The sequence below is a fragment of the Streptomyces sp. NPDC046303 genome (genome assembly GCF_055588085.1).
The window spans coordinates 44,732-67,260 of the sequence record NZ_JBVJFA010000027.1 but is presented as its reverse complement, the minus strand read 5'-3'; the positions used below and the strand labels follow the sequence as shown (position 1 = coordinate 67,260).

15 protein-coding genes are annotated in these 22,529 nt (G+C 73.2%); 3 read left to right on the top strand and 12 right to left on the bottom strand.

Going from position 1 to position 22,529, the window contains the following annotated elements; genetic code table 11:
* Nucleotides 1–36 precede the first annotated feature (36 nt).
* Together ACZ6I1_RS25780 and ACZ6I1_RS25775 are read left to right on the top strand one after the other, a co-directional pair.
* Nucleotides 37–939, top strand: coding sequence for an aminoglycoside phosphotransferase family protein (locus ACZ6I1_RS25780; RefSeq protein ID WP_469290939.1), 903 nt, complete (start codon nucleotides 37–39; stop codon nucleotides 937–939).
* A gap of 43 nt (nucleotides 940–982) precedes the next feature.
* The gene (locus ACZ6I1_RS25775) at nucleotides 983–2,005 is read left to right on the top strand and encodes a slipin family protein (RefSeq protein ID WP_469290937.1); all 1,023 of its coding nucleotides are present in this window, start codon (nucleotides 983–985) and stop codon (nucleotides 2,003–2,005) included.
* 26 nt (nucleotides 2,006–2,031) lie between these two features.
* Here the strand turns inward: ACZ6I1_RS25775 and ACZ6I1_RS25770 are convergent, their stop codons facing one another.
* From ACZ6I1_RS25770 to ACZ6I1_RS25720, 11 genes are all read right to left on the bottom strand, one after another.
* Nucleotides 2,032–3,726, bottom strand: coding sequence for a proline--tRNA ligase (locus ACZ6I1_RS25770; RefSeq protein WP_469290935.1), 1,695 nt, complete (start codon nucleotides 3,724–3,726; stop codon nucleotides 2,032–2,034).
* Between the two features lie 45 nt (nucleotides 3,727–3,771).
* Nucleotides 3,772–4,314, bottom strand: coding sequence for a GNAT family N-acetyltransferase (locus tag ACZ6I1_RS25765; protein ID WP_469290933.1), 543 nt, complete (start codon nucleotides 4,312–4,314; stop codon nucleotides 3,772–3,774).
* 50 nt (nucleotides 4,315–4,364) lie between these two features.
* The gene (locus ACZ6I1_RS25760) at nucleotides 4,365–5,210 is read right to left on the bottom strand and encodes a GNAT family N-acetyltransferase (protein WP_469290931.1); all 846 of its coding nucleotides are present in this window, start codon (nucleotides 5,208–5,210) and stop codon (nucleotides 4,365–4,367) included.
* Nucleotides 5,211–5,349: 139 nt separating this feature from the next.
* Nucleotides 5,350–6,507 (bottom strand): flavodoxin-dependent (E)-4-hydroxy-3-methylbut-2-enyl-diphosphate synthase, encoded by a 1,158-nt coding sequence (ispG, locus tag ACZ6I1_RS25755; RefSeq protein ID WP_469290929.1) that lies wholly within the window; start codon nucleotides 6,505–6,507, stop codon nucleotides 5,350–5,352.
* Nucleotides 6,508–6,685: 178 nt separating this feature from the next.
* Nucleotides 6,686–7,987: a M50 family metallopeptidase gene (locus ACZ6I1_RS25750; RefSeq protein ID WP_469290927.1), complete on the bottom strand. Its 1,302-nt coding sequence runs from the start codon at nucleotides 7,985–7,987 to the stop codon at nucleotides 6,686–6,688.
* Nucleotides 7,984–9,237, bottom strand: a complete 1,254-nt coding sequence (dxr, locus tag ACZ6I1_RS25745; protein WP_469290924.1) for a 1-deoxy-D-xylulose-5-phosphate reductoisomerase — start codon at nucleotides 9,235–9,237, stop codon at nucleotides 7,984–7,986. The genes ACZ6I1_RS25750 and dxr overlap by 4 nt, the downstream gene beginning before the upstream one ends.
* 21 nt (nucleotides 9,238–9,258) lie before the next feature.
* A complete protein-coding gene (locus ACZ6I1_RS25740; RefSeq protein WP_469290922.1) occupies nucleotides 9,259–10,572 on the bottom strand; it encodes a hypothetical protein in 1,314 nt (437 codons plus the stop codon).
* Nucleotides 10,573–10,649: 77 nt separating this feature from the next.
* Nucleotides 10,650–12,593 carry an acyl-CoA dehydrogenase family protein gene (locus ACZ6I1_RS25735; protein WP_469290920.1) on the bottom strand — a complete coding sequence of 648 codons (1,944 nt, stop codon included), beginning with the start codon at nucleotides 12,591–12,593 and terminating at the stop codon, nucleotides 10,650–10,652.
* A 154-nt stretch (nucleotides 12,594–12,747) separates the two neighbouring features.
* Nucleotides 12,748–14,193 (bottom strand): aldehyde dehydrogenase family protein, encoded by a 1,446-nt coding sequence (locus ACZ6I1_RS25730; protein ID WP_469290918.1) that lies wholly within the window; start codon nucleotides 14,191–14,193, stop codon nucleotides 12,748–12,750.
* Nucleotides 14,194–14,426: 233 nt separating this feature from the next.
* Nucleotides 14,427–16,007 carry a PucR family transcriptional regulator gene (locus tag ACZ6I1_RS25725; protein ID WP_469290916.1) on the bottom strand — a complete coding sequence of 527 codons (1,581 nt, stop codon included), beginning with the start codon at nucleotides 16,005–16,007 and terminating at the stop codon, nucleotides 14,427–14,429.
* A 136-nt stretch (nucleotides 16,008–16,143) separates the two neighbouring features.
* Nucleotides 16,144–18,246 (bottom strand): type IV secretory system conjugative DNA transfer family protein, encoded by a 2,103-nt coding sequence (locus tag ACZ6I1_RS25720; RefSeq protein ID WP_469290914.1) that lies wholly within the window; start codon nucleotides 18,244–18,246, stop codon nucleotides 16,144–16,146.
* 262 nt (nucleotides 18,247–18,508) lie between these two features.
* Between ACZ6I1_RS25720 and gabT the strand changes: the two genes are divergently transcribed.
* Nucleotides 18,509–19,843: a 4-aminobutyrate--2-oxoglutarate transaminase gene (gabT, locus tag ACZ6I1_RS25715; protein ID WP_069922176.1), complete on the top strand. Its 1,335-nt coding sequence runs from the start codon at nucleotides 18,509–18,511 to the stop codon at nucleotides 19,841–19,843.
* Between the two features lie 846 nt (nucleotides 19,844–20,689).
* On the opposite strand, the gene ACZ6I1_RS25710 is transcribed toward gabT, so the two are convergent.
* A complete protein-coding gene (locus tag ACZ6I1_RS25710) occupies nucleotides 20,690–22,501 on the bottom strand; it encodes a chitinase (protein ID WP_469290912.1) in 1,812 nt (603 codons plus the stop codon).
* Between the last annotated feature and the right edge of the window lie 28 nt (nucleotides 22,502–22,529).

The following is a 22,529-nucleotide window of genomic DNA, read 5'->3' as shown; positions in this document are numbered from 1 at the left end:
AACGGGCCCGGCACAGCTGAAAGGGACCACGCACGCATGGCTTTCGAACCGCCGCAGCGGCTTGTACGGGCGCTCGGCGAGATGCCGGAATCGGCGCAGGACGCGGAGTGGCTGGAGCAGCTGCCCAAGCTCACCGAGGCCGCGCTGTCACGGCGCGGGGTACGGGCCCAGCGGGTGCAGGCTCCGGGCGGCCGCAGCAGCCTGGTCGTCCTCGTCCAGTACGACGACGGGACGCCGGCCGCGCTGAAACTGGCGCCCCCGCACGCCCGGCCCGACCGGGAACTGGCCGCCCTGGCGCACTGGGGCGGTTTTGGGGCCGTACGGGTCCTCGACTCGCGCTACCACGAGGAGGACGGGGCGCTGCTGCTGGAGCGGCTGCACCCGGAGGTCTCGCTGCGGTCGCTGCCCGACGCCAAGGCGCTGCTGGAGGCCAGCGGCACGCTGCGCAGGCTGTGGGTGGCGCCGCCCGCCGGGCACGTCTGGGAGACGGTGGCGGAGCGGACGGAGCTGCAGTCGGCGGCGCTGCGGGCGGCTCCGGCGGAGGTCCGGGCGCTGGCCGACACGGCCCTGGCGATGCGTGACGAGCTGGTCGCGGCCGCGCCGGAGGAGCTGCTGCTGCACGGGAACTTCCGGCAGGGCAAGGTCCTCGCCGGCGAGCGCGCGCCGTGGCTGACGGTGGGCCCGGACCCGGTCGTCGGCGAGCGGGCGTACGACCTGGCGCGGCTGGTGCGGGACCGGCTGGAGGACCAGGTGGCCACCTCGGCGGGGGCCGCGGGCGCCCGGCGCCGGGTGCAGCGACTGGCCGACGCCCTGGAGGTGGACCGGGAGCGGCTGCGGGGCTGGACGGTGTTCCGGGCGGTGGAGTCGGGGAACAGGGCGCTGGCCGCCGGGCGGCGCCGGGACGCGGAGCTGCTGCTGGAGTTCGCCGCCTGGTTGTGAGGGCATACCGTAGGTAGGTGGGCATGCCCGGCAGGGGGCCGTCATGGTCGAAGAACTGCTGACAGCGGGAATCGCCGCCGCGACGGGTATCGCGGCGTATCTGGGCGCTGCCGCGCGCGTGGTGAAGCAGTACGAGCGGGGTTTGGTGTTCCGCTTCGGCCGGCTGCGGGAGGAGATCCGGCCGCCCGGCTTCACCCTGATCGTCCCGGGGATCGACCGGCTCCGGAAGGTCAACATGCAGATCGTGACGCTGCCGGTGCCGGCCCAGGAGGGCATCACGCGGGACAACGTCACGGTCCGGGTGGACGCCGTCGTGTACTTCAAGGTCGTCGATCCGGCGAACGCGATCGTGGCGGTGGAGGACTACCGCTTCGCCGTCTCGCAGATGGCGCAGACCTCGCTCCGGTCGATCATCGGCAAGTCGGACCTGGACGATCTGCTGTCCAACCGGGAGAAGCTGAACCAGGGCCTGGAGCTGATGATCGACAGCCCGGCGGTGGGCTGGGGCGTGCAGATCGACCGGGTCGAGATCAAGGACGTGTCCCTGCCGGAGACGATGAAGAGGTCGATGGCCCGGCAGGCGGAGGCCGACCGTGAGCGGCGCGCCCGTGTGATCAACGCGGATGCGGAGCTCCAGGCCTCGCACAAGCTGGCGGAGGCGGCCGGGGTCATGTCGGAGCAGCCGGCCGCGCTGCAGTTGCGGCTGCTGCAGACCGTGATCGCCGTGGCGGCGGAGAAGAACTCGACGCTGGTCCTCCCGTTCCCGGTCGAACTCCTCCGCTTCCTGGAACGCGCGGCCCCGCTCCCCCCGGGAACGCCCCCGCCCGGAGCCCCGCCCGCGCGTACGGCTCCGGCCGGCGACGCCGCGGGGGCCGAGGCCCCCGCCGTCACTGCGGCCGAGGCCCCGGCGCTCGACGAGGCGCCCGCTCCGGCCGACGGCACGGATACCGGCGCGGATACCGGCCCGGCTCTGGGCGAGGCGCCGGCCCCGCCGCCGGACGAGGGGCTGATGCTGGACGGGTCGCCGCCGCCCGCGACGGAGCGGAACGACCCCCGCGCCGAGTAGCTGCCGGTCCGGTCCGCCCCCGGCGGTCACGCCAGGCGGGACAGGGCCTCGGACAAGGGGAGTTCCTCGCGGTGGCCCGTGGCCCGGTGCTGGAGTTCGACGATGCCCTCGGCCGACCGGCGGCCGGCGACCAGGATCCACGGGACGCCGATCAGCTCCGCGTCGGTGAGCTTCACGCCGGGCGACAGCCCGGGCCGGTCGTCCAGCAGGACGCGTCGGCCCGCCTGTGCAAGGGCATCCGCCGCCTGCTCCGCCAGGGCCAGCGGCACGGCCTTGCCCGCCGCCACCACGTGCACGTCGGCCGGGGCCACGGCGGCCGGCCAGGACAGGCCCCGCTCGTCCGCCGTCTGCTCGGCCAGCGCCGCCACCGCCCGCGAGACGCCGATGCCGTACGAGCCCATCGTGACCCGCACCGGCTTGCCCTCCCTGCCGAGCACGTCCAGGCCGAAGGCGTCCGCGTACTTGCGGCCCAGCTGGAAGATGTGGCCGATCTCGATCGCGCGGTCCAGCCGCAGGCCCGCGCCGCAGCGCGGACAGGGGTCGCCCGGCTCCACGACCACCACGTCCAGGTACTGGTCCACTTCGAAGTCGCGCCCGCAGACCACGTTGCGGGCATGGGTGTCGGCCTTGTTGGCCCCCGTGACCCACGAAGTGCCCGGCGCCACCCGGGGATCGGCCAGGTAGCGGACCTTGTCCAGGCCCTGCGGCCCCACGTATCCGCGTACGAGGTCGGGCCGGCCCTCGAAGTCCTCGGCGGTGACGAGCTCGACGACGGCCGGGGCCAGGTGTTCGCCCAGCTTGCCGAGGTCCACCTCACGGTCGCCCGGCACGCCCACGGCCGTGATCTCCCCGTCCACCGTGACCAGGAGGTTCTTCAGGGTCGCCGAGGCCGGGACGCCGAGCAGCGCCGCCAGGGTCTCGATGGTCGGGGTGTCGGGGGTGTCCAGCTCCTCCACCGGGCCGTGCTCACCGGCGACCGGGGTCAGGGCGAAGGTCACCGCCTCGGTGTTCGCCGCGTAGTCGCAGGCGGGACAGTCCGCGAAGGTGTCCTCGCCCGCCTCCGCCGGCGCCAGGAACTCCTCGGAGGCCGATCCGCCCATCGCCCCCGACACCGCCGAGACGATCCGGTGGTCCAGGCCGAGACGGCTGAAGATGCGCTGGTAGGCGGCGCGGTGGAGCGCGTAGGACTCTGCCAGGCCCTCGTCGGAGACGTCGAAGGAGTACGAGTCCTTCATCTGGAACTCGCGCCCGCGCAGCACGCCCGACCGGGGCCGCGCCTCGTCCCGGTACTTGGTCTGGATCTGGTACAGCATGACCGGCAGGTCCTTGTACGAGGTGCACTGGTCCTTCACCACCAGCGTGAAGATCTCCTCGTGGGTGGGCCCGAGCAGGTAGTCCGCACCCTTGCGGTCCCTGAGCCGGAACAGCAGGTCCCCGTACTCCGACCAGCGTCCGCTGACCTCGTAGGGCTCCTTCGGCAGCAGCGCGGGGAGCAGTACCTCCTGGGCGCCGATCGCGTCCATCTCCTCGCGGACGATGCGCGAGACGTTGTCCAGGACCCGCTTGCCGAGCGGCAGCCAGGTCCACACGCCCGCCGAGGTGCGCCGGACGTAGCCGGCGCGGACCAGCAGCCGGTGGCTGAGGGTCTCGGCGTCCGCCGGGTCCTCGCGGAGGGTCTTGGCCATGAGCCGGGACATGCGCTGCACGTGATGAGTGGACATGCCGGGAGATTACCGGCGGCCGTGCGGCCGGGGGTACCGCGTTTTTCAGGGCCTCGGCAGCGGCAGCGGGGCTCCCATGACGGCGTACGGGAGGCTCGCGCTCGGGAAGTGGACCTGGCGGGCGAGGTCGACGTAGCCGAGGGCCCGGTAGAGGCCGCGGGCGGGGCTTTCGGTGTCGATGGCGGAGAGGATGGAGCGCGGTTCGGCGGCGCCGTCGGTGAGGGCGGTGATCAGGGCGCGGCCGACGCCGTGGCCCTGGAATCCGGGGTGGACGTGCAGTTCGGTGATCACGAAGGAGCCGTCGAGCCAGTCCTCGTGGCCGCCCGCCCGCAGATAGGGCTCGACGATGGTGGACCACCAGTGGGTGCGGTCGTTGGGCATCCCGTAGACGAATCCGGTGAGCGCGCCGTCCTCGGCGAAGGCCCCCAGTGCGCGGGCGCCGCGGCAGGTCATGTGGCGCTGCACGATGTAGCGCCGGATGCCGACCTCCTCCTCGCTGAGGCCGAAGGCGACGGCCTGCACGCGCAGGGCCTCGTCCACCCGTGCGGCGAGGTCGAGGGGGCCGATGCGGACTCCGGAAGGCAGCATGCGGCGACCTTACTTCGCGGTAGGGACCCGCCGGTACGGGTTCGGCCGGTTCAGAACAGGACGCTCATGAACGCGCCGACCTCGCGGAAGCCCACCCGCCGGTACGAGGCGCGGGCGGCGGTGTTGAAGTCGTTCACGTAGAGGCTGACCACGGGTGCCACGTCGCGCAGCGCGAACTCGACGACGGCGGCCATCCCGGTCTCGGAGTAGCCGCGGCCGCGGAACTCGGGGGCCACCCACACGCCCTGGATCTGGCAGGCGCCGGCGGTGGCGGCGCCGATCTCCGCCTTGAAGACGATCTTCCCGTCCTCGATGCGGGCGAAGGACCGGCCGCTGCCGACGAGTTCGGCGACCCGGGCCTGGTAGAGCAGCCCGCCGTCGCCGGCCATCGGCGAGATGCCGACCTCCTCGGTGAACATGGCCACGCAGGCGGGCATGATCAGGTCCATCTCGTCCTTGCGGACGCGGCGGACCAGCGGGTCGGCCTCGACCGTGGTGGAGGGGCTCTCGATGACCATGAGGGGCTGGTGGGACCGCACGTCGCGGGCGGGCCCCCAGCTCGGCTCCAGGAGCTGCCAGAGCAGCCGGGTGGGCTCGGCGGGGCCGACGATGGAGGAGCAGCGGCGGCCCGTACGGCGGGCCCGGTCGGCGAAGGCGCGTACGGCGTCGGGTCCCGCGCAGACGGGGACCAGGTTGGCGCCCGCGTAGCACAGGGAGCGGAGCTCGCCGTCGGCGTACCAGCCCCACATCTCGCCGCCCAGGCGCCAGGGGTCGAGCCCGGCGACCTGGACCCGGGAGGTGACGAACGCGTTCTCGACCGGCTCGCGTCCGAGGACGTCGAGCGCCGCGTCGAGATCACCGGGCTCTAGGACCCGGGTGGTGGTCTGCGTCAACACTGGGGCCTCACCGTACAAGTCTGCTGATCTCCGCACTGTACCCGCCGTGCCCGGCGGATGCCCGGTCTCCCAGGTCACGAAAAAGCCCCGGCCCCGCCCGCGAGCTGCGGGAACGGGGCCGGGGCACTGCTCGGGAGGATCAGACGCCGATCGCGACGGTCGGCTCGCCGGACATCACGCCGTCCTTCTCCATCTGCTCGGCGATCTTCATCGCCTCTTCGATGAGGGTCTCGACGATCTTCGACTCGGGGACGGTCTTGATGACCTCGCCCTTGACGAAGATCTGGCCCTTGCCGTTGCCGGAGGCCACGCCCAGGTCGGCCTCACGGGCCTCGCCGGGGCCGTTGACGACGCAGCCCATGACCGCGACGCGCAGCGGGACCTCCATGCCCTCCAGGCCCGCCGTGACCTCCTCGGCCAGCTTGTAGACGTCGACCTGGGCGCGCCCGCAGGACGGGCAGGAGACGATCTCCAGGCGGCGCGGCTTGAGGTTCAGCGACTCCAGGATCTGGTTGCCGACCTTGACCTCCTCGACCGGCGGAGCGGAGAGGGAGACGCGGATGGTGTCGCCGATGCCCTCGGAGAGCAGCGCGCCGAAGGCGACGGCGGACTTGATGGTGCCCTGGAAGGCGGGGCCGGCCTCGGTGACGCCGAGGTGCAGCGGGTAGTCGCACTGGGCGGCGAGCTGGCGGTAGGCGTTGACCATGACGACCGGGTCGTTGTGCTTGACCGAGATCTTGATGTCGCCGAAGCCGTGCTCCTCGAAGAGGGAGGCCTCCCACAGCGCGGACTCGACCAGCGCCTCGGGGGTGGCCTTGCCGTACTTCTTCAGCAGGCGCGCGTCGAGGGAACCGGCGTTGACGCCGATCCGGATCGGGGTGCCCGCGTCCTTGGCGGCGTGGGCGATCTCCTTGACCTTGTCGTCGAACTGCTTGATGTTGCCCGGGTTCACACGGACGGCGGCGCAGCCGGCGTCGATCGCGGCGAACACGTACTTCGGCTGGAAGTGGATGTCGGCGATGACCGGGATCTGCGACTTCTTCGCGATGACGGCGAGGGCGTCCGCGTCGTCCTGCGTGGGGCAGGCCACGCGGACGATCTGGCAGCCGGAGGCCGTCAGTTCGGCGATCTGCTGGAGCGTGGCGCCGATGTCGGAGGTGCGGGTCGTGGTCATCGACTGCACCGAGACGGGTGCGTCACCGCCGACGGCCACGGAACCGACCTGGATCTTGCGGCTGACCCGGCGGTCGGCAAGCTTCGTCGGCACGGACGGCATTCCGAGAGAGATGGCAGTCATCTGCTGTGCAACCCCAAGGTGTGGATCAAGGTCCCGAGATCGGCGCGGGCTCCAGCCTCCGAGATTACGCCAATGACGGTGCGGCCCTCGCATCCGAGGGGGCGCGCCACCCGAACGTAGGGAGCCGGGCACGATGCGTGCCCGGCTCCCGCGTTCCTCGGGTAGGTGCCCGCCCCCCTCAGGTGATCTTGATGGGGTTCACCACGTCCGCGACCATCACCAGCAGCGTGAAGCAGATGAAGAGCCCGGCCACCACGTACGCGACCGGCATCAGCTTGGCCACGTCGAACGGGCCGGGGTCGGGGCGCCGGAAGACGCGCGCCACGCCCCGCCGCACCGACTCCCACAGGGCGCCCGCGATGTGTCCGCCGTCGAGCGGGAGCAGCGGCAGCATGTTGAACAGGAACAGCGAGAGGTTGAAGCCGGCCAGCAGGTTGAGGAAGAACACGAGCTGGTGCTGGGCGGGGATGTCGAGGGTGAAGATCTCCCCGCTGACCCGCGCCGCTCCGACCACGCCCATGGGGCTGTCCTGGGCCCGCTCGGCGCCGTTGAAGGCCGCGTTCCACAGGTCGGGGACCTTGGACGGCAGGTCGATCAGCGACTGCACGCCGGCCGCCATCATGTCGCCCATCCGGTCGACGGACTGGCCGAAGGACTGGGGGACGTAGCCGGAGGCGGGGGCGAAGCCCAGGAAGCCGGCCGTGACGTACTGGTCCTTGACGTACCTGCCGTCGCCGTCGGTCTTGGCGACCTTGTTCTCGATCAGGTGCGCCGTGAGGCCGATCTTCTCGCCGGCCCGCTCCACGGTGATCGTGGCGGGGCCGACGGTGGCGCGGATGTCCTTCTGCAGGGCGGACCAGTCCTCGACCGGGCGGCCGTTGAAGGCGATGATCTTGTCGCCCGCCTTGAGGCCGGCCGCCTTGGCGGGGGCCGCCGGGTCACCGGGGGCGCACTTGTCGCGCTTCTCGCTCTGCTGGATGACGCAGTCCGAGACGGTGGCGACCGTCGTGGTCTGGGTGTTCAGCCCGAAGGTCATCAGCGTGGTGAGGAAGATCCCCACGGCCAGGACGAGGTTCATGAACGGGCCGGCGAACATCACGATGACGCGCTTCCACGGCTTGCGCGTGTAGAAGAGCCGGCTCTCGTCGCCGGGCTGGAGCTCCTCGTACGCGGCCGAGCGCGCGTCCTCGATCATCGACCGGAACGGCGAGGTCGAGCGGGCGGTGACCTTGCCGTCGTCGCCGGGCGGGAACATCCCGATCATGCGGATGTAGCCGCCCATGGGGATGGCCTTGATCCCGTACTCGGTCTCGCCCTTGTGCCGCGACCAGAGGGTCGGGCCGAAGCCCACCATGTACTGCGGCACCCGGATGCCGAAGAGCTTGGCCGTGGACAGGTGTCCGAGCTCGTGCCAGGCGATGGAGACCAGCAGGCCGACCGCGAAGATCACGACCCCGAGCACCGTCATCAGCATCGTCATGCGCCCGCCTCCACGGCGGCGCGAGCCGCCCTCTCCCTCGCCCGGGACCGGGCCCAGGCTTCTGCTTCGAGGACGTCCTGGACCGTCAGGGAAGTTCCCGCCTCCGGAGTCCCGTGCTCGTCGACCACGGCAGAGACGGTATCCATGATTGCCGTGAACGGCAGCCGACCGGCCAGGAACGCCTCCACGCACTCCTCGTTGGCCGCGTTGAACACGGCCGGGGCGGTGCCGCCGAGGGTGCCCACGTGCCGGGCCAGGTCCACCGCCGGGAAGGCCTCGGTGTCCAGCGGGAAGAACTCCCAGGAGGAGGCCTTGGTCCAGTCGAAGGCGGGGGCGGCGTCCGGGACCCGCTGGGGCCAGCCGAGGCCGATCGCGATGGGGCCGCGCATGTCGGGCGGGGTGGCCTGGGCGAGCGTGGAGCCGTCCGTGAACTCGACCATCGAGTGCACGTAGGACTGCGGGTGGACCACGACCTCGATGCGCTCGAAGGGGATGTCGTAGAGCAGGTGCGCCTCGATGACCTCGAGCCCCTTGTTGACGAGGGTGGCGCTGTTGACCGTGATCACCGGGCCCATGGCCCAGGTGGGGTGCGCGAGGGCGTCCTGCACGGTGACGGCGGCCAGCTCGGCGCGGGTGCGGCCGCGGAAGGGCCCGCCGGAGGCCGTGACCACCAGCTTGCGCACGTCGGCCCGGGTCCCGGCGGCGAGCGCCTGGAAGAGCGCCGCGTGCTCGGAGTCCACGGGGATGATCTGGCCGGGCTGCGCGAGGGCCTTCACCAGGGGGCCGCCGACGATCAGCGACTCCTTGTTGGCGAGGGCCAGGGTGCGGCCTGCCCGGAGCGCGGCGAGGGTCGGCGCGAGGCCGATGGAGCCGGTGATGCCGTTGAGGACGGTGTGGCACTCGGAGGCCGCGAGCTCGGCCGCCGCGTCCGGCCCGGCCAGGATCTCGGGCAGCGGCCCGGACGTCCCGTACTGGGCGCCCAGCGCCTCTTTCAGGGCCGGTACGACGTCCTCGCGGGCGACGGCCACCGCCCGGACCCGGAGCCTGCGGGCCTGCTCGGCCAGCAGGTCGACCCGCCCGCCGGCGGCGGACAGCGCGGTCACCCGGAACCGGTCCGGGTTGCGCAGGGCCAGGTCGATGGCCTGGGTGCCGATGGACCCGGTGGACCCGAGGATGACGATGTCCCGGGGGCCGGCCGCGGGGTCGAAGAGGAGGTGCGGATCGGCAAGGGGGGCTGGGCTGTCGCTCATGCCCCCCATTGTTGCCGGAACTCAGGAGCGGCCCGACACGGAGCCCCCTTCCGTGACCCGCAGGAGGAGGTGCGGAAGCGTTCCGCCGAAGTCGGGGAGGGTACGGGCCACGCGCCACCAGGCTTCGGGGTCCTCGCCGAGGGCCACGGCGAACAGCCGGTCGGCCTCGGCCCGGGCGGCGAGCACCGGCTCCGGCCGGTCGTGGCGGTCGGGGTGGTCGACGTCCCCGAGCCAGTGGTCCTCGTCCAGGGCCCAGCAGGCGGGCAGCTTGTGGCGGATCACGTCCTCGCCGGTGAGCAGCCCGCGGGCCAGGCAGTCCCGCACCCAGCGGATGTCCTCCTGGACGGATTCCATCGGTACCGCGAGGCTCGCCAGGGCCAGTTCGCGCTCCACGCCGCCGAACGGCTCGGCGGCCTTCGGGGCCAGCCCGCCCACCGCCGTGTCGAGCCCGGGGACCGGTGGTGCGGCGGCCGGCTCGGCCAGGGTGTCGCGGACGACCCCGGCCACGAGTTCGGGCAGGGCGCCACGGTAGGCATGGGCGTGCCGCAGCAGCTCGGCCCAGAGCCGGGGGTCGTCGCCCAGCGGGCGCAGGGCCCGCGCCACGGCCGACTGCATGCCCGCCCGTTCGGGCAGGGTCCAGCGCAGGCCGCTGGTCTCGGCGAGCGAGGCGAGCAGCAGGGTGCGATAGGCGGGGGCGACGTGGGCGACGAGCTCGTCGAAGGTGAGCAGCCCCATGCGGACGGCCCGGACGGCGGGCCGGTGCCAGGAGCGCCCGTAGGCGTCCTGCGCGCGGGTGTCGAGCAGCGCCTCGCAGGCCTCCAGGGGCAGGCCGCCGGCCAGCAGCAGGGCCTCGGCGGCGCCGGGCGGGAGCGGCGCGCGGGCGTGCTCGCGCAGCAGGGGCTCCGGGTCGAGGGGGTCGTGCGGCATGCGCAGCAGGGTGAGGGGGATCCGGGGGCGGCGGCCGTGCCGGCGCAGCAGCGCGAGGAGCTCGTCCTGGCCGAACGGGCCGGGGCCGACCTGCGCCAGCAGCTCCGGGGAGGGCCCGGGGCGGGCCGCGTAGCGCGCGGGGCCGGGCAGGCCCGGCAGCGGCCTGCCCACGACGCGCGGGTTGCGGGCGATGTAGTGCCGGTCCTGCGCGCTGCCGTCGCGCAGGAGCAGGGTGACGGCCGAGGCGGGCAGCCATTCGTCGCGGCACAGGTATTTGCGGGCCGCCGGGTCGTGGCGCTCGAGCCGGCCGAGGAGTCCGGCGGCCACGTGGTCCGGTGCGTGGCGCAGGACGTGCGCCACGCACCAGGCCAGCCGCCGGCTGTTGCGGTCTTCCTCGGCCGTCGACATCGCAGCCCGCCTCGCGCTCGTACCCGTACCTGTACACGCACCCGTACATCAGTCCGACTACTGTCGATGATTGCAGGTCAGCGGAGGGGACGGTGCACGTTTTCCCGGGTCGAGGGGCCCGGGGCGGCGTCCGCGATCCAGGGGCCGTCGCCGGAGGGGTCGATGATGCCGTCCTCGAGCCAGGTGTAGGTGCCGCTCAGCACGCCTTGGACCACCTTGTGGTCGAGGGCGTCGGTATTGGTCCACAGCCGCCCGAAGAGCTCCTCGACCCGGATCCGGGACTGCCGGCAGAAGGCGTCGGCCAGCTGGTACGCCTCGCGGCCGTGGTCGCCCGTGGCACGCAGGTGCTCGGCGCGGACGCAGGCCGCGCTCATCGCGAAGAGCTCGGCGCCGATGTCGACGATCCGGCCGAGGAAGCCCTGTTTGGTCTCCATGCGGCCCTGCCAGCGGGACATCGCGTAGAACGTGGACCGGGCGAGTTTGCGGGCCCCGCGCTCGACGTAGCGCAGATGGATGGCGAGGTCCGGGTGGCCCGCGGGGTGGAAGGCCCGGTACGAGCCGGGGACCTGGCCGGGGCCGGTCGCCAGCTTGGGCAGCCACTTGGCGTAGAAGCCGGCGGCGCGGGCGCCCGCCCTGGCCTTGTCGCCGAGGTCCTTGTCGGGGTCGATGAGGTCGCCCGCGACCGACAGGTGGGCGTCGACGGCCTCGCGGGCGATCAGCAGGTGCATGATCTCGGTGGAGCCCTCGAAGATCCGGTTGATGCGCAGGTCGCGGAGCAGCTGCTCCGCGGGGACGGCGCGCTCGCCGCGGGCGGCGAGGGACTCGGCGGTCTCGAAACCCCGCCCGCCGCGGATCTGGACCAGTTCGTCGGCCATCAGGCAGGCCATTTCCGAGCCGTACAGCTTGGCGAGGGCGGCCTCGATGCGGATGTCGTTGCGGTCCTCGTCGGCCATCTGGGAGGCCAGGTCGACGACGGCCTCGAGGGCGAAGGTGGTGGCCGCGATGAAGGAGATCTTGGCGCCCACGGCCTCGTGCCGGGCCACCGGCCGGCCCCACTGCTCGCGCACCCCCGACCACTCGCGGGCGATCTTCAGGCACCACTTGCCGGCGCCGACGCACATGGCGGGCAGCGACAGCCGCCCGGTGTTGAGGGTGGTCAGGGCGATCTTGAGGCCGGATCCCTCGGGGCCGATGCGCTGCGCGGCTGGGACCCGCACCTGGTGGAAGCGGGTGACGCCGTTCTCCAGTCCGCGCAGGCCCATGAAGGCGTTGCGGTGTTCGACGGTGATGCCCGGCGAGTCGGCCTCGACGACGAAGGCGGTGATCCCGCCGCGGTGGTTCTCGCTCCGGGGCACCCGGGCCATCACCACGAGCAGGTCGGCGACCACCCCGTTGGTGGTCCACAGCTTCACCCCGTCGAGGACGTAGGCGTCGTCCCCGTCCGGGACCGCCGTGGTGGCCAGCCGGGCCGGGTCGGAGCCCACGTCCGGCTCGGTGAGCAGGAAGGCGCTGATGGCGGTGGTGGCGCAGCGGGGCAGGTAGGCGTCCTTCTGCTCCTGCGTGCCGAAGATCTTCAGCGGCTGCGGGACGCCGATGGACTGGTGGGCCGAGAGCAGCGCGCCGATGGCGGGGCTGACGGACCCGACGAGGGCGAGCGCCTTGTTGTAGTAGACCTGGGTGAGGCCGAGGCCGCCGTACTTGGGGTCGATCTTCATGCCGAGGGCGCCGAGCGCCTTCAGTCCGCGCACGGTCTCGTCGGGGATCTTCGCCTCGCGCTCGATGCGCGCGCCGTCGATCTCCGTCTCGCAGAAGGCCCGCAGCCGGGCCAGGAAGGCCTCGCCGCGCCGGACGTCCTCGTCGGCGGGAAGCGGGTGGGGGTGGATCAGGTCGAGGCGCAGCCTGCCGAGGAAGAGCTCCTTGGCGAAGCTGGGCTTGCGCCAGTCCTGTTCCCGGGCCGCTTCCGCGACCTGCCGTGCCTCGCGCTCGGTCACCTTGGGCTGTACGGGCTGTGTTGCGGACATGAGGGGACTCACCTCGCCGCCGAGTCGGGTGGTTCACCGGATTACCAGCCGGTGCTACCTGTGAGTCGTACCCAATGTGGGCGGAATGGAAAAGGGGGACGGCCGGAGCCCCCGCACAGTAGGCTCCGGCCGTCGGCTTTTTGGCCGTACGAGATCAGATGTCGAGGCCGGTCAGGACCAGGACTCGCTCGTACGTGTAGTCGTCCATCGCATAGCGGACACCCTCGCGGCCCACACCGGACTGCTTGACGCCGCCGTAGGGCATCTGGTCGGCGCGGTAGGACGGCGCGTCGCCGACGACCACGCCGCCGACCTCGAGCTCGCGGTGGGCACGGAAGGCGACCTGGATGTCGCGGGTGAAGACGCCGGTCTGCAGGCCGAACTTCGAGTCGTTCACCGCGGCGAAGGCCTCGTCGGTGTTCTCCACCTTCGTGAGGGTGAGGACCGGCCCGAAGACCTCCTCGGTGGCGAGCTTGACGCCCGCCGGGACCTCCGCGAGGACGGTGGGCTCGTACGAGGCGCCCTCGCGCTTGCCGCCGGTGAGCAGCTTGGCTCCGGCGGACACGGCCTCGTCGACCCAGGACTCGACCCGCTGGGCGGCGCTCTCGGAGACGAGGGGGCCGACGTCGGTGGCGGAGTCGGAGGGGTCGCCGGTGACCTGGGCCTGGACCTTCTCGACGACCTTCTCGACGAGGCGGTCGTAGACGGAGGCGTCGGCGATCACGCGCTGCACGGAGATGCAGGACTGGCCGGCCTGGTAGTTCGAGAAGGTCGCGATACGGGTCGCGGCCCAGTCGAGGTCGGCCTCGGAGGACCAGTCGGCGAGGACCACGGCCGCGGCGTTGCCGCCGAGCTCCAGCGTGCAGTGCTTGTGGGGCACCGACTGCTGGATGGCGTAGCCGACGGTGTCGGAGCCGGTGAAGGAGATGACGGGCAGGCGCTCGTCCTTGACCAGGGCGGGCATCTTCTCGTTCGCGACCGGCAGCACCGACCAGGAGCCGGCCGGGAGGTCGGTCTCGGCGAGCAGCTCGCCCAGGATCAGCCCGGACAGGGGCGTCGCCGGGGCGGGCTTGAGGATGATCGGCGCGCCGACGGCGATGGCCGGGGCCACCTTGTGGGCGCACAGGTTCAGCGGGAAGTTGAACGGCGCGATGCCGAGGACCGGACCCTTGACGAAGCGGCGGGTCAGCGCGAGACGGCCGACGCCACCGGCGTCGGTGTCCAGGCGCTGGGCCTCTCCGCCGTTGAAGCGGCGGGCTTCCTCGGCGGCGAAGCGGAACACGGACACCGCACGGCCGACCTCACCGCGCGCCCACTTGATCGGCTTGCCGTTCTCGGCGGAGATCAGCTGGGCGATCTCCTCGGTGCGCTCGGCGAGCCGCTTGGACACGTGGTCCAGGGCGGCGGCGCGCACGTGGGCGGGGGTCGCCGAGAACTCCGCCGTCACGGCGTACGCCGCGGCCACGGCCTCTTCGACCTGGGCGTCGGTGGGCACGCTGACCGTGCCGACCAGGCGGCCGTCCCACGGGGAGTGGACGTCGAAGCTGTCCTCGCCGGTGGCCAGGCGGCCGGCGAGCCAGAAGGCGTGGGTGGAAGTCATGCGAATCCCGGCCCTTCGGAGTGTGCGGTGGGGGCTTGTCCCCTCCACGGTAGGACCCGCTCCGGGATTCGTCGTTTAGCCGGGGTGTAGTACGCGCGGCGGGGGCCGCGCCGCTTTGTCAGTGTCCGTGGGGGTCGCGGCCGTGCCGGGCGCCTGCGGCGGGCACGCGGTACGGGTGCGGGCGCGGCGCCGTTGGCGGGGCTCCGCCCGGCCGGGCCCGCGCCTCGAACGGCCTACGACGGGCTCGGGGAGGCTTTGAGGGCGAGCCAGAGCTCCATGCGGACGTCCGGGTCGTCCAGGGAGCGGCCGAGGATCTCCTCGACCCGTTTCATCCGGTAGCGCAGGGTGTGCCGGTGCACGCCGAGGTCGGCGGCGGCCGCGTCCCACTGGCCGTGCCGGGAGAGCCAGGCCTGCAACGAGGCCACCAGGTCTCCGCGCCCGGTCGCGTCGTGCTCCCGCAGCGCGCGCAGGGTGCCGTCCGCGAAGGCCCGTACGGCGTCGTCGGCCAGCAGCGGCAGGACCGAGCCCGCCGCCATCTCCTCGTGCTCCACCATCGGCCGTCCCCGCCGCCGGGCCACGGCCAGGGCCTGGTCGGCCTGTTTGAGCGCCGCCGCGACGGTGCCCGGACCGGCCGCCGCGGACAGGCCGACCACCAGTTCGTCGGGCTCGGGGCCGGCGGCGTCCCGCCCGCGCCGCGCCTCCAGGAGTTCCGCGTGGTCCGTGCAGGCCTGGACGGCCGCTCCCCCGTCGGCGGCCAGGACCACCAGCCGGCCGGGCTCGGGGACCACCAGCAGCGGCTCCCCGCTGCGGGAGGCCGCCGACTCCACCGCGTCGGCCAGCAGGGCCAGCCCCTGGGGCTGGGCCGTGCCCGGCAGCGCGGCCTCGGCCGTGATCAGCCGGAACGGCGCCTCCAGCAGGCCCCCGTACAGGTCCCCGGCGACGGCCCGCGCGTGCTCGGCCTCCCCGGCCAGCAGCATCCGCAGCACCGCCGCGCCCAGCCGGGACTCGGCGTCGTGCAGCGAGCGGGAGCGCTCGGTGGTGAGGGTGAGCAGGGCGACCGCCGAATGCACGGCGTACCGCTCGGCCGTGCCCAGCGGGGCCCCGGTGCCGACGGCCAGGGCGCCGCGCGCCCGCCGGCCCGTGCCCAGGGACTGCAGTTCGACCCGGTCCTCCGAGCCGCCGACGACGGCGCTCGCGGGCGCGGGCCGCTCCCGCAGCCGCTCCACGTCAGGGGTGAGCCGGGCGGCGCGCCGGGCGGCCCAGTCGGGGGCGGCCGCGACGACCGCCCCCGACGTGTCGTAGAGGGCGGCCCAGCCGTGCACGTGCGCGGCCAGCTTCGACAGCAGCTCGGCCGGCCCGTCGGCGGACAGCGCGGCGCGCGTCAGCTCCCGCTGCGCCTCGAAACCGGCGGTCACGGCCCGGTACTGGTCGGCCGCGAGGGCGGCGGAGACGGCCTTGCTGATGGCGAGGAAGGGGGTCCGCCGCGGGACCTCCAGCAGCGGCATGTCCTCCTTCCGGGCGGCCTCGACCAGCGCTTCGGGGATCGCCTCGTAGTTGACGCCGACCGCGAAACCGATGCCCACGACCCCGGCCGCGGCGAGGCGGCGCACGTAGCGGCCCATCTCCTGCGGGTCCTCCGCGTCCAGCTTCATCGCGGTGATCAGGAGCAGCTCGCCGCCCTCCATGTAGGGCACGGGGTCGGCGAGTTCGCTGACGTGGGCCCAGCGCACGGGGGTGTCGAGGCGGCCCTCCCCCGCCCGGACGCTGAGTTTGAGCGCCGAGTGCTGGACGAGCGAGGCGAGGGTGAGCGGCATCGGTTACCGGGGCCTTAGCGGGAGGGGACGGCGGAAGGGGGGCGACAGAAGGCCAAGGCCATCAGGGCAGCCGCGCCCGATTTCGCCGTGTCGTATGAACGGCTCCCCTCGATTCTGCCACCTCGTACGGGTCCGTTCAGGTCGTTCCGCCGAGCCGGACCAGCAGCGGAGCCGCCCTCTCGCCCTGCACCGAGGTCAGGGACAGCACCGCGTGCCCCGGCGGCACCGCGTGCGCCAGGTCCGAGGCCGACCACCGTTCGCGCTCCACCTGCCGCACGGTGACCGCGTCGGTGGTGACGGCCTTGCCGGTGACGAGCTTGCGGAAGGCGTGGATCAGCCGGGTCAGCGGCTGGTCGGCGAAGACGGTGCGGTGGGTGACGTCGCGCGTCTCCACCCACTCGGTGCCCCAGGCCTCGGCGAAGCGCTTGCCGTCCCAGGTGGTGACCCCGGAGAAGGCCATGCGGCAGCCGGCCGCGCCGAGCAGCGGCGTCCGCAGTTCCTCCGGTACGTCGTCCAGCGTGCGCAGCGTGAGCAGCACTCCCGCGTTCGCGGAGCGCAGCCGCTGCACGCCCCGGACGGTCTGCGGGGTCAGGGTGTGCGAGGCGTCGTCGAAGGCGAGGAAGGCGAAGAGGGAGCGGTCGGTGCGGGCGGCCGCGGCGGCGTTGAACTGGGCGAGCAGCAGCCGGGCCAGGATCCGCGAGGCGTCGGCGTGGCCGCGCTCGGGCAGGTCGACGCGGACGCGGATGGGGTGCTCGAGGGTCCGCAGGGAGAACGGCCGGTTCTGGCCGGTGGTGTCGAAGAAGGCGGCGAAGGCGGGCCGGTCGAGCAGCGCCACCCGGTCGGCGAGGGCCGGTCCGGGGTCGCCGGGGGCCCGGTGCTGCCGTTCCCGTGCGTCGAGTTCGCGCAGCATCGCGTGGTGTCCGGAGTCGGCCAGCTCCCGGCGCAGCGCGGCGAAGGCGTCGGGCAGCGGGTCGAGCAGTTCGCGCAGCTCGGGCACGGCGGGGAAGCGGCCGTAGGCCGTGCGGAACGGGCCGAGGAGCTGGGCGAGCGCGGTCGCGGCCCGGCGCACCTCGATGCCGGGTACGTCCCCGACGAAGGCCTCGGCGAGGAGGGTGGCGGCCTCGTCCGGGTCGGTGCTGCCGCCGTACAGGTCGAGGTCGTAGACGGATCCGGGATCGCCGATGCGCACCACGACGTCGTAGGCGGCGTCCGGGCCGAGCTGGGCCCCGGCCGCGCCGACGGCGACGACGGCGGCCTGGCCGGCGAGCGCCTGGAGGGCGAGGGACTCGACCACGGGCCGGACCAGGCGGCGGGTCTTGCCGGATCCGGAGGGGCCGACAGCGAGCAGCGAGGTGCCCAGCACGTCGGGGTCCAGCGCGAGCGAGGTGCCGCGGCGGACGTAGGGGTTGCGGGGGCCGTCCTCGACGGTGCCGAGCCGCACCTGCCGGGCCAGCAGGTCGTGGCGGGCGGCGCGGACGGGCAGGTCCCGGGCCCCGGACGGGTGCACGCAGGCGCCGGCGCCCTTGTCCCGCACGGCCTCGGCGAAGGCCCGCAGGCGGGAGGGGTCGGCCCGTACGGAGTCCCAGGCCCGCCGGATGCGCGTGTAGTCCACGTCGTTCATCCGCCCGGCCCCGGCCTCCCCCTCCAGCCGGTCGGCGGCCTCGGCCAGCCCGGCGGCCCGCAGCTGCGGCCAGCGCGTGGGGTCGTCCGCGCCGCCCGCCTCGGGACGGTCCGGGGCGGCCGCGTGCACGGCGCGGACGGGGCGGCTGGTGAGGATGCGGCGGCCCAGCTCGCCCCAGCGGCCGAGGCGTCCGAAGCCCGTCGCCAGGATGCCGGCGACGATCGCGTACCAGACGTACGCGGCCACGACCGAGGGGAGCGTCCCGGCCCAGGAGTCGGGGGTGAACATGTAGAGGGGCCAGAGCCAGAAGCCCCCGAGGTAGCCGTTCCACAGCAGGGACCACAGGAGCAGCCCGGCCAGCAGGGCGATCAGGGCTCCGCTGACCAGTTGGCGGGTCGGGGTCTCCTCGGGCTCCTCGGCGGCCCGCGGCACGTGTCCGTACGACCAGACGCCGGGCCCGTCCGAGGCGCGCGGGACGCGCAGCCATTCGCCGAGCGACGGCCCGGCCGCGGGCGCGTGGGAGGGCTTGGGGGGAAGACCCGGGACCGGCGGGCCTGCCGGCCGGGGGATCCGCCCGGTCCCTGGCGGGCGCGTCTCGTGCGTGCCGTCGGTGTCCATGAAACCCCTGCCCCCTGCCCGTTCCTGCGCTGCGCCGCTCAATGTAGTTGCCGGGCGGCGGCCGTGGGCCGTACCCGCACGGGTTTCGCCGCGCGGCGTCCGCCCAAGTCCGGTGAAGCCGCTCCGCGGTCCTTCCTATGGCCGTCACGGACAAGGACACGCGGGCACCACTCCCGAACGGAGCATGCAGTACCCCCTCCGCCGGGCCTAGCCTGCGGACAAAGACACAAGTGCGTCCGAAAACACCCCCCAGGAGCCCTCTATGACCGCTGTCCCGCAGGAGCGCCGCATCGTCACCGCGATCCCCGGCCCCAAGTCGCAGGAGCTGCAGGCCCGCCGCCTCGAGACGGTGGCCGGCGGCGTGGGCTCCGTGCTCCCCGTCTTCACGGCCCGCGCGGGCGGCGGAATCATCGAGGACGTCGACGGCAACCGTCTGATCGACTTCGGCTCCGGCATCGCCGTGACCTCGGTCGGCGCTTCCGCCGAGGCCGTCGTGCGGCGCGCCTCCGCGCAGCTCGCGGACTTCACCCACACCTGTTTCATGGTCACCCCCTACGAGGGCTACGTGGAGGTCTGCGAGGCCCTCGCCGAGCTCACCCCGGGTGACCACGCGAAGAAGTCGGCGCTGTTCAACTCCGGCGCCGAGGCCGTCGAGAACGCCGTCAAGATCGCCCGTTCGTACACCAAGCGCCAGGCCGTCGTCGTCTTCGACCACGGCTACCACGGCCGTACGAACCTCACGATGGCGCTGACCTCGAAGAACATGCCGTACAAGCAGGGCTTCGGTCCGTTCGCCCCCGAGGTCTACCGCGTCCCGGTCGCCTACGGCTACCGCTGGCCCACCGGCGCCGAGAACTGCGGCCCCGAGGCCGCCGCCCAGGCGATCGACCAGATCACCAAGCAGATCGGCGCCGACAACGTCGCCGCGATCATCATCGAGCCGGTGCTCGGCGAGGGCGGCTTCATCGAGCCGGCCAAGGGCTTCCTCCCGGCGATCGTGAAGTTCGCCAACGACAACGGCATCGTCTTCGTCGCCGACGAGATCCAGTCCGGCTTCTGCCGCACCGGCCAGTGGTTCGCGTGCGAGGACGAGGGCATCGTCCCGGACCTGATCACCACCGCCAAGGGCATCGCGGGCGGTCTGCCGCTCGCCGCCGTGACGGGCCGCGCCGAGATCATGGACTCCGCGCACGCGGGCGGCCTGGGCGGCACCTACGGCGGCAACCCGGTGGCCTGCGCCGGTGCGCTCGGCTCCATCGAGACCATGAAGGAGCTCGACCTCAACGCCGCGGCGAAGAAGATCGAGTCCCTCATGAAGGCCCGCCTGACGGCCATGCAGGAGAAGTACGAGATCATCGGCGACATCCGGGGCCGCGGCGCCATGATCGCGATCGAGCTGGTCAAGGACCCCGCGTCCAAGACCCCGTTCCCGGAGGCGGCCGGTGCGCTGGCCAAGGCCTGCCACGCCGAGGGCCTGCTCGTCCTCACCTGCGGCACCTACGGCAACGTGCTCCGCTTCCTCCCGCCGATCGTCATCGGCGAGGACCTGCTGAACGAGGGCCTGGACATCCTCGAGGCCGCGTTCGCGGGCATCTGATCGAAGTGCTAGAACGTGCGAGCGCAGCGCCCGGTTCCTACCGGCGGTAACGGTCGGACGCTGTGAAGAAGGTGTGGGGGGCCGATGGCGGGTGCGCGTTCCTGCTGTCGGCCCCCCTCTCGCTGCCGTACGGTTTCTGCAGATGAGTGAGACACCCCGCTCTCGGGCAACCGGGGGCGATTCCAGTACCGGGCTTCCCCAGCGCCGTACTGGGCATGCGTTCGCGCACACTCCTCACCGATCGGACGGCCGACCGCCCCAAACCCCCCGGGGCGAGCGGCAACCCGATCCGGGCGGCCGTCCCGGAACCATCCCCCCTGTTCCGGGACGGCCGGCCACTCCCCTCCTGGCCGCCGCGGTCTGCGGCCTCCTCTTCTCCCTGGTCACCTGGCAGGTGCTGGTCTCCGGCCCGCTGCTGACCCCGGACCGCGCGCTGAGCCGCGCCCTGGTGCGCACGGTCCCGGACTCCGTCACCGAACGCCTCTCGGATCTGGGCAACGTGCCCGTCGCCGTGCCCGTCCTCGTGCTCGCCATGGCCTGCGCCGTCTGGCGCGGCCGGCGCCTCGCGGCCCGGGCGGCCGCGGCGGCCGGGCTGGCGATGGCCCTGGTGCCGGCCCTGGTCATCCCGTTCAAGCAGTGGACCGCCCGCCCGGGCCCCCTGGAGCCCTGGGCCGCCGGCTACTTCCCCTCGGGCCACACCGCCACGGCGGCCGTCGCGTACATCGGCGCGGCCCTGCTCGTGCGCCCGTACACCCGCCGGGCTGGTCCTGCGGGGCTGGCACTGGCCGCTGGACGTACTGGCCAGCCTGCTGCTGTGCGCGCCCCTGCTGCTCGGCGTGCGGTGGGTCAGCCGGCTGCGCCCGGGAAGTACGCGTCGAAGTTCCGGCTGAACTCCCCGCCGCCGAAGCGGTCCCAGTTGATCGACCAGGCCATCAGGCCGCGCAGCGCGGGCCAGGTGCCGTGCGTCGCGTAGCCGCCGCAGTTCGTCTTCTTCGTCAGGCAGTCCAGGGCCTTGTTCACCTCGGCGGGCGGGGTGTGGCCGTTGCCCGCGTTCGTCGTGGCCGGCAGGCCGATGGCCACCTGCTCCGGGCGCAGCGGCGGGAAGACGCGGGCGGTGTTCCCGGCGACCGGGAAGCCGGTGAGCAGCATGTCGGTCATGGCGATGTGGAAGTCCGCGCCGCCCATGGAGTGGTACTGGTTGTCGAGGCCCATGACCGGGCCGGAGTTGTAGTCCTGGACGTGGAGCAGGGTGAGGTCGTCGCGCAGGGCGTGGATGACCGGGAGGTAGGCGCCGGCGCGCGGGTCCTGGCCGCCCCAGGGGCCGGAGCCGTAGAACTGGTAGCCCAGCTGGACGAAGAAGGTCTCGGGGGCCATCGTCAGGACGAAGTCCGGGCCGTAGGCGGCCTTCAGGGTCTTCAGGGCCGAGATCAGGTTGACGATCACCGGCGTGGTGGGGGCCCGGAAGTCGGTGTCCCCGGCGGCCAGCGAGAGGGAGTGGCCCTCGAAGTCGATGTCGAGGCCGTCGAGGCCGTACTCGTCGATGATCGTGCGGACGGAGGAGACGAAGGTGTCGCGGGCGGCCGTGGTCGCGAGCTGCACCTGGCCGTTCTGGCCGCCTATGGAGATCAGCACCTTCTTGCCCGCGGCCTGCTTGGCCTTGACGGCCGCTTTGAACTCGGCCGGGGTCTCGGCGTTCGGGCACTCGGCGACCGGGCAGAGCCGGAAGCGGATGTCGCCCGAGGTCACGGAAGTCGGTTCGCCGAAGGCGAGGTTGATGACGTCCCAGGAGGCGGGCACGTCCGCCATCCGCACGTAGCCGGAGCCGTTGGCGAAGCTCGCGTGCAGGTAGCCGACGAGCGCGTGCGGGGGCAGGCCGCCACCCCCACCGCCGCCGCTCGCCGTGGTGACGGAGACGGGCGCGCTCTGGGGGGACTCGCCCGCCGCGTTCACCGCGCTGACCCGGAAGGTGTACGTCGTGGACGGGGCGAGGCCGGTGACGGCCGCTGGGGCGGAGGGGACGGACAGGGGCGCGGCGCCGTCCCGGTGGACGGTGTACGAGGTGGCTCCGGCCACCGCCGGCCAGGACAGGGACACCGAGGTCGACGAGGTGGCGCTCGCGCTCAGGCCGGTGGGGGCGGCCGGCGGCAGGGGCTGACCGGGGCCGCCGGGATCGGGGCCGATCAGGGTGAGGTCGTCGGTGAAGTGGGCGGGCTGGCCGTACCAGCCGTGGGTGTAGACGGTCACGGAGGTGGTCGACGGGCCGGTGCGGAAGGTGGTCGTCAGCTGTTTCCAGGCGCCCGGGCTCTGGGTCCAGGCGGACACGTCGGTGGTGCCGGTCCCGCTCGCGCCGAGGTACACGTACGCGCCCTGCACCCAGGCGGCCAGCGTGTACGCCGAGCCGGGCGTGACGGCGACGGTCTGGGCGCAGCGGGCGTTGTCCTGCCCGGCCGGGGTCGCCTTGAGGGCGGAACTCCCGCTGTGGACGGGGGTGGTGACGGGCATTGCGCTGCCCGCCGAGCAGTTCCAGCCGTCCAGGCCGGCCTCGAAGCCGCCGTTGCGGACGAGGTCGGCGTCGGCCGCCGCGGCCGGCGGGCCCGCGGCGAGGAAGCCGGCCGCCGCCAGGGCGGCGGCCGTAAGGAGGGACCAGGCTCTGCGCACAACTGCCTCCGGAACATGGGGGGATGGA

Bases quoted from the DNA above. Each gene is read 5' to 3' on its own strand.
- ACZ6I1_RS25780 (WP_469290939.1), top strand. From the start codon at position 37: ATGGCTTTCGAACCGCCGCAGCGGCTTGTACGGGCGCTCGGCGAGATG.
- ACZ6I1_RS25775 (WP_469290937.1), top strand. From the start codon at position 983: ATGGTCGAAGAACTGCTGACAGCGGGAATCGCCGCCGCGACGGGTATC.
- ACZ6I1_RS25770 (WP_469290935.1), bottom strand. From the start codon at position 3,726: ATGTCCACTCATCACGTGCAGCGCATGTCCCGGCTCATGGCCAAGACC.
- ACZ6I1_RS25765 (WP_469290933.1), bottom strand. From the start codon at position 4,314: ATGCTGCCTTCCGGAGTCCGCATCGGCCCCCTCGACCTCGCCGCACGG.
- ispG (WP_469290929.1), bottom strand. From the start codon at position 6,507: ATGACTGCCATCTCTCTCGGAATGCCGTCCGTGCCGACGAAGCTTGCC.
- ACZ6I1_RS25750 (WP_469290927.1), bottom strand. From the start codon at position 7,987: ATGACGATGCTGATGACGGTGCTCGGGGTCGTGATCTTCGCGGTCGGC.
- dxr (WP_469290924.1), bottom strand. From the start codon at position 9,237: ATGAGCGACAGCCCAGCCCCCCTTGCCGATCCGCACCTCCTCTTCGAC.
- ACZ6I1_RS25740 (WP_469290922.1), bottom strand. From the start codon at position 10,572: ATGTCGACGGCCGAGGAAGACCGCAACAGCCGGCGGCTGGCCTGGTGC.
- ACZ6I1_RS25735 (WP_469290920.1), bottom strand. From the start codon at position 12,593: ATGTCCGCAACACAGCCCGTACAGCCCAAGGTGACCGAGCGCGAGGCA.
- ACZ6I1_RS25730 (WP_469290918.1), bottom strand. From the start codon at position 14,193: ATGACTTCCACCCACGCCTTCTGGCTCGCCGGCCGCCTGGCCACCGGC.
- ACZ6I1_RS25725 (WP_469290916.1), bottom strand. From the start codon at position 16,007: ATGCCGCTCACCCTCGCCTCGCTCGTCCAGCACTCGGCGCTCAAACTC.
- ACZ6I1_RS25720 (WP_469290914.1), bottom strand. From the start codon at position 18,246: ATGGACACCGACGGCACGCACGAGACGCGCCCGCCAGGGACCGGGCGG.
- gabT (WP_069922176.1), top strand. From the start codon at position 18,509: ATGACCGCTGTCCCGCAGGAGCGCCGCATCGTCACCGCGATCCCCGGC.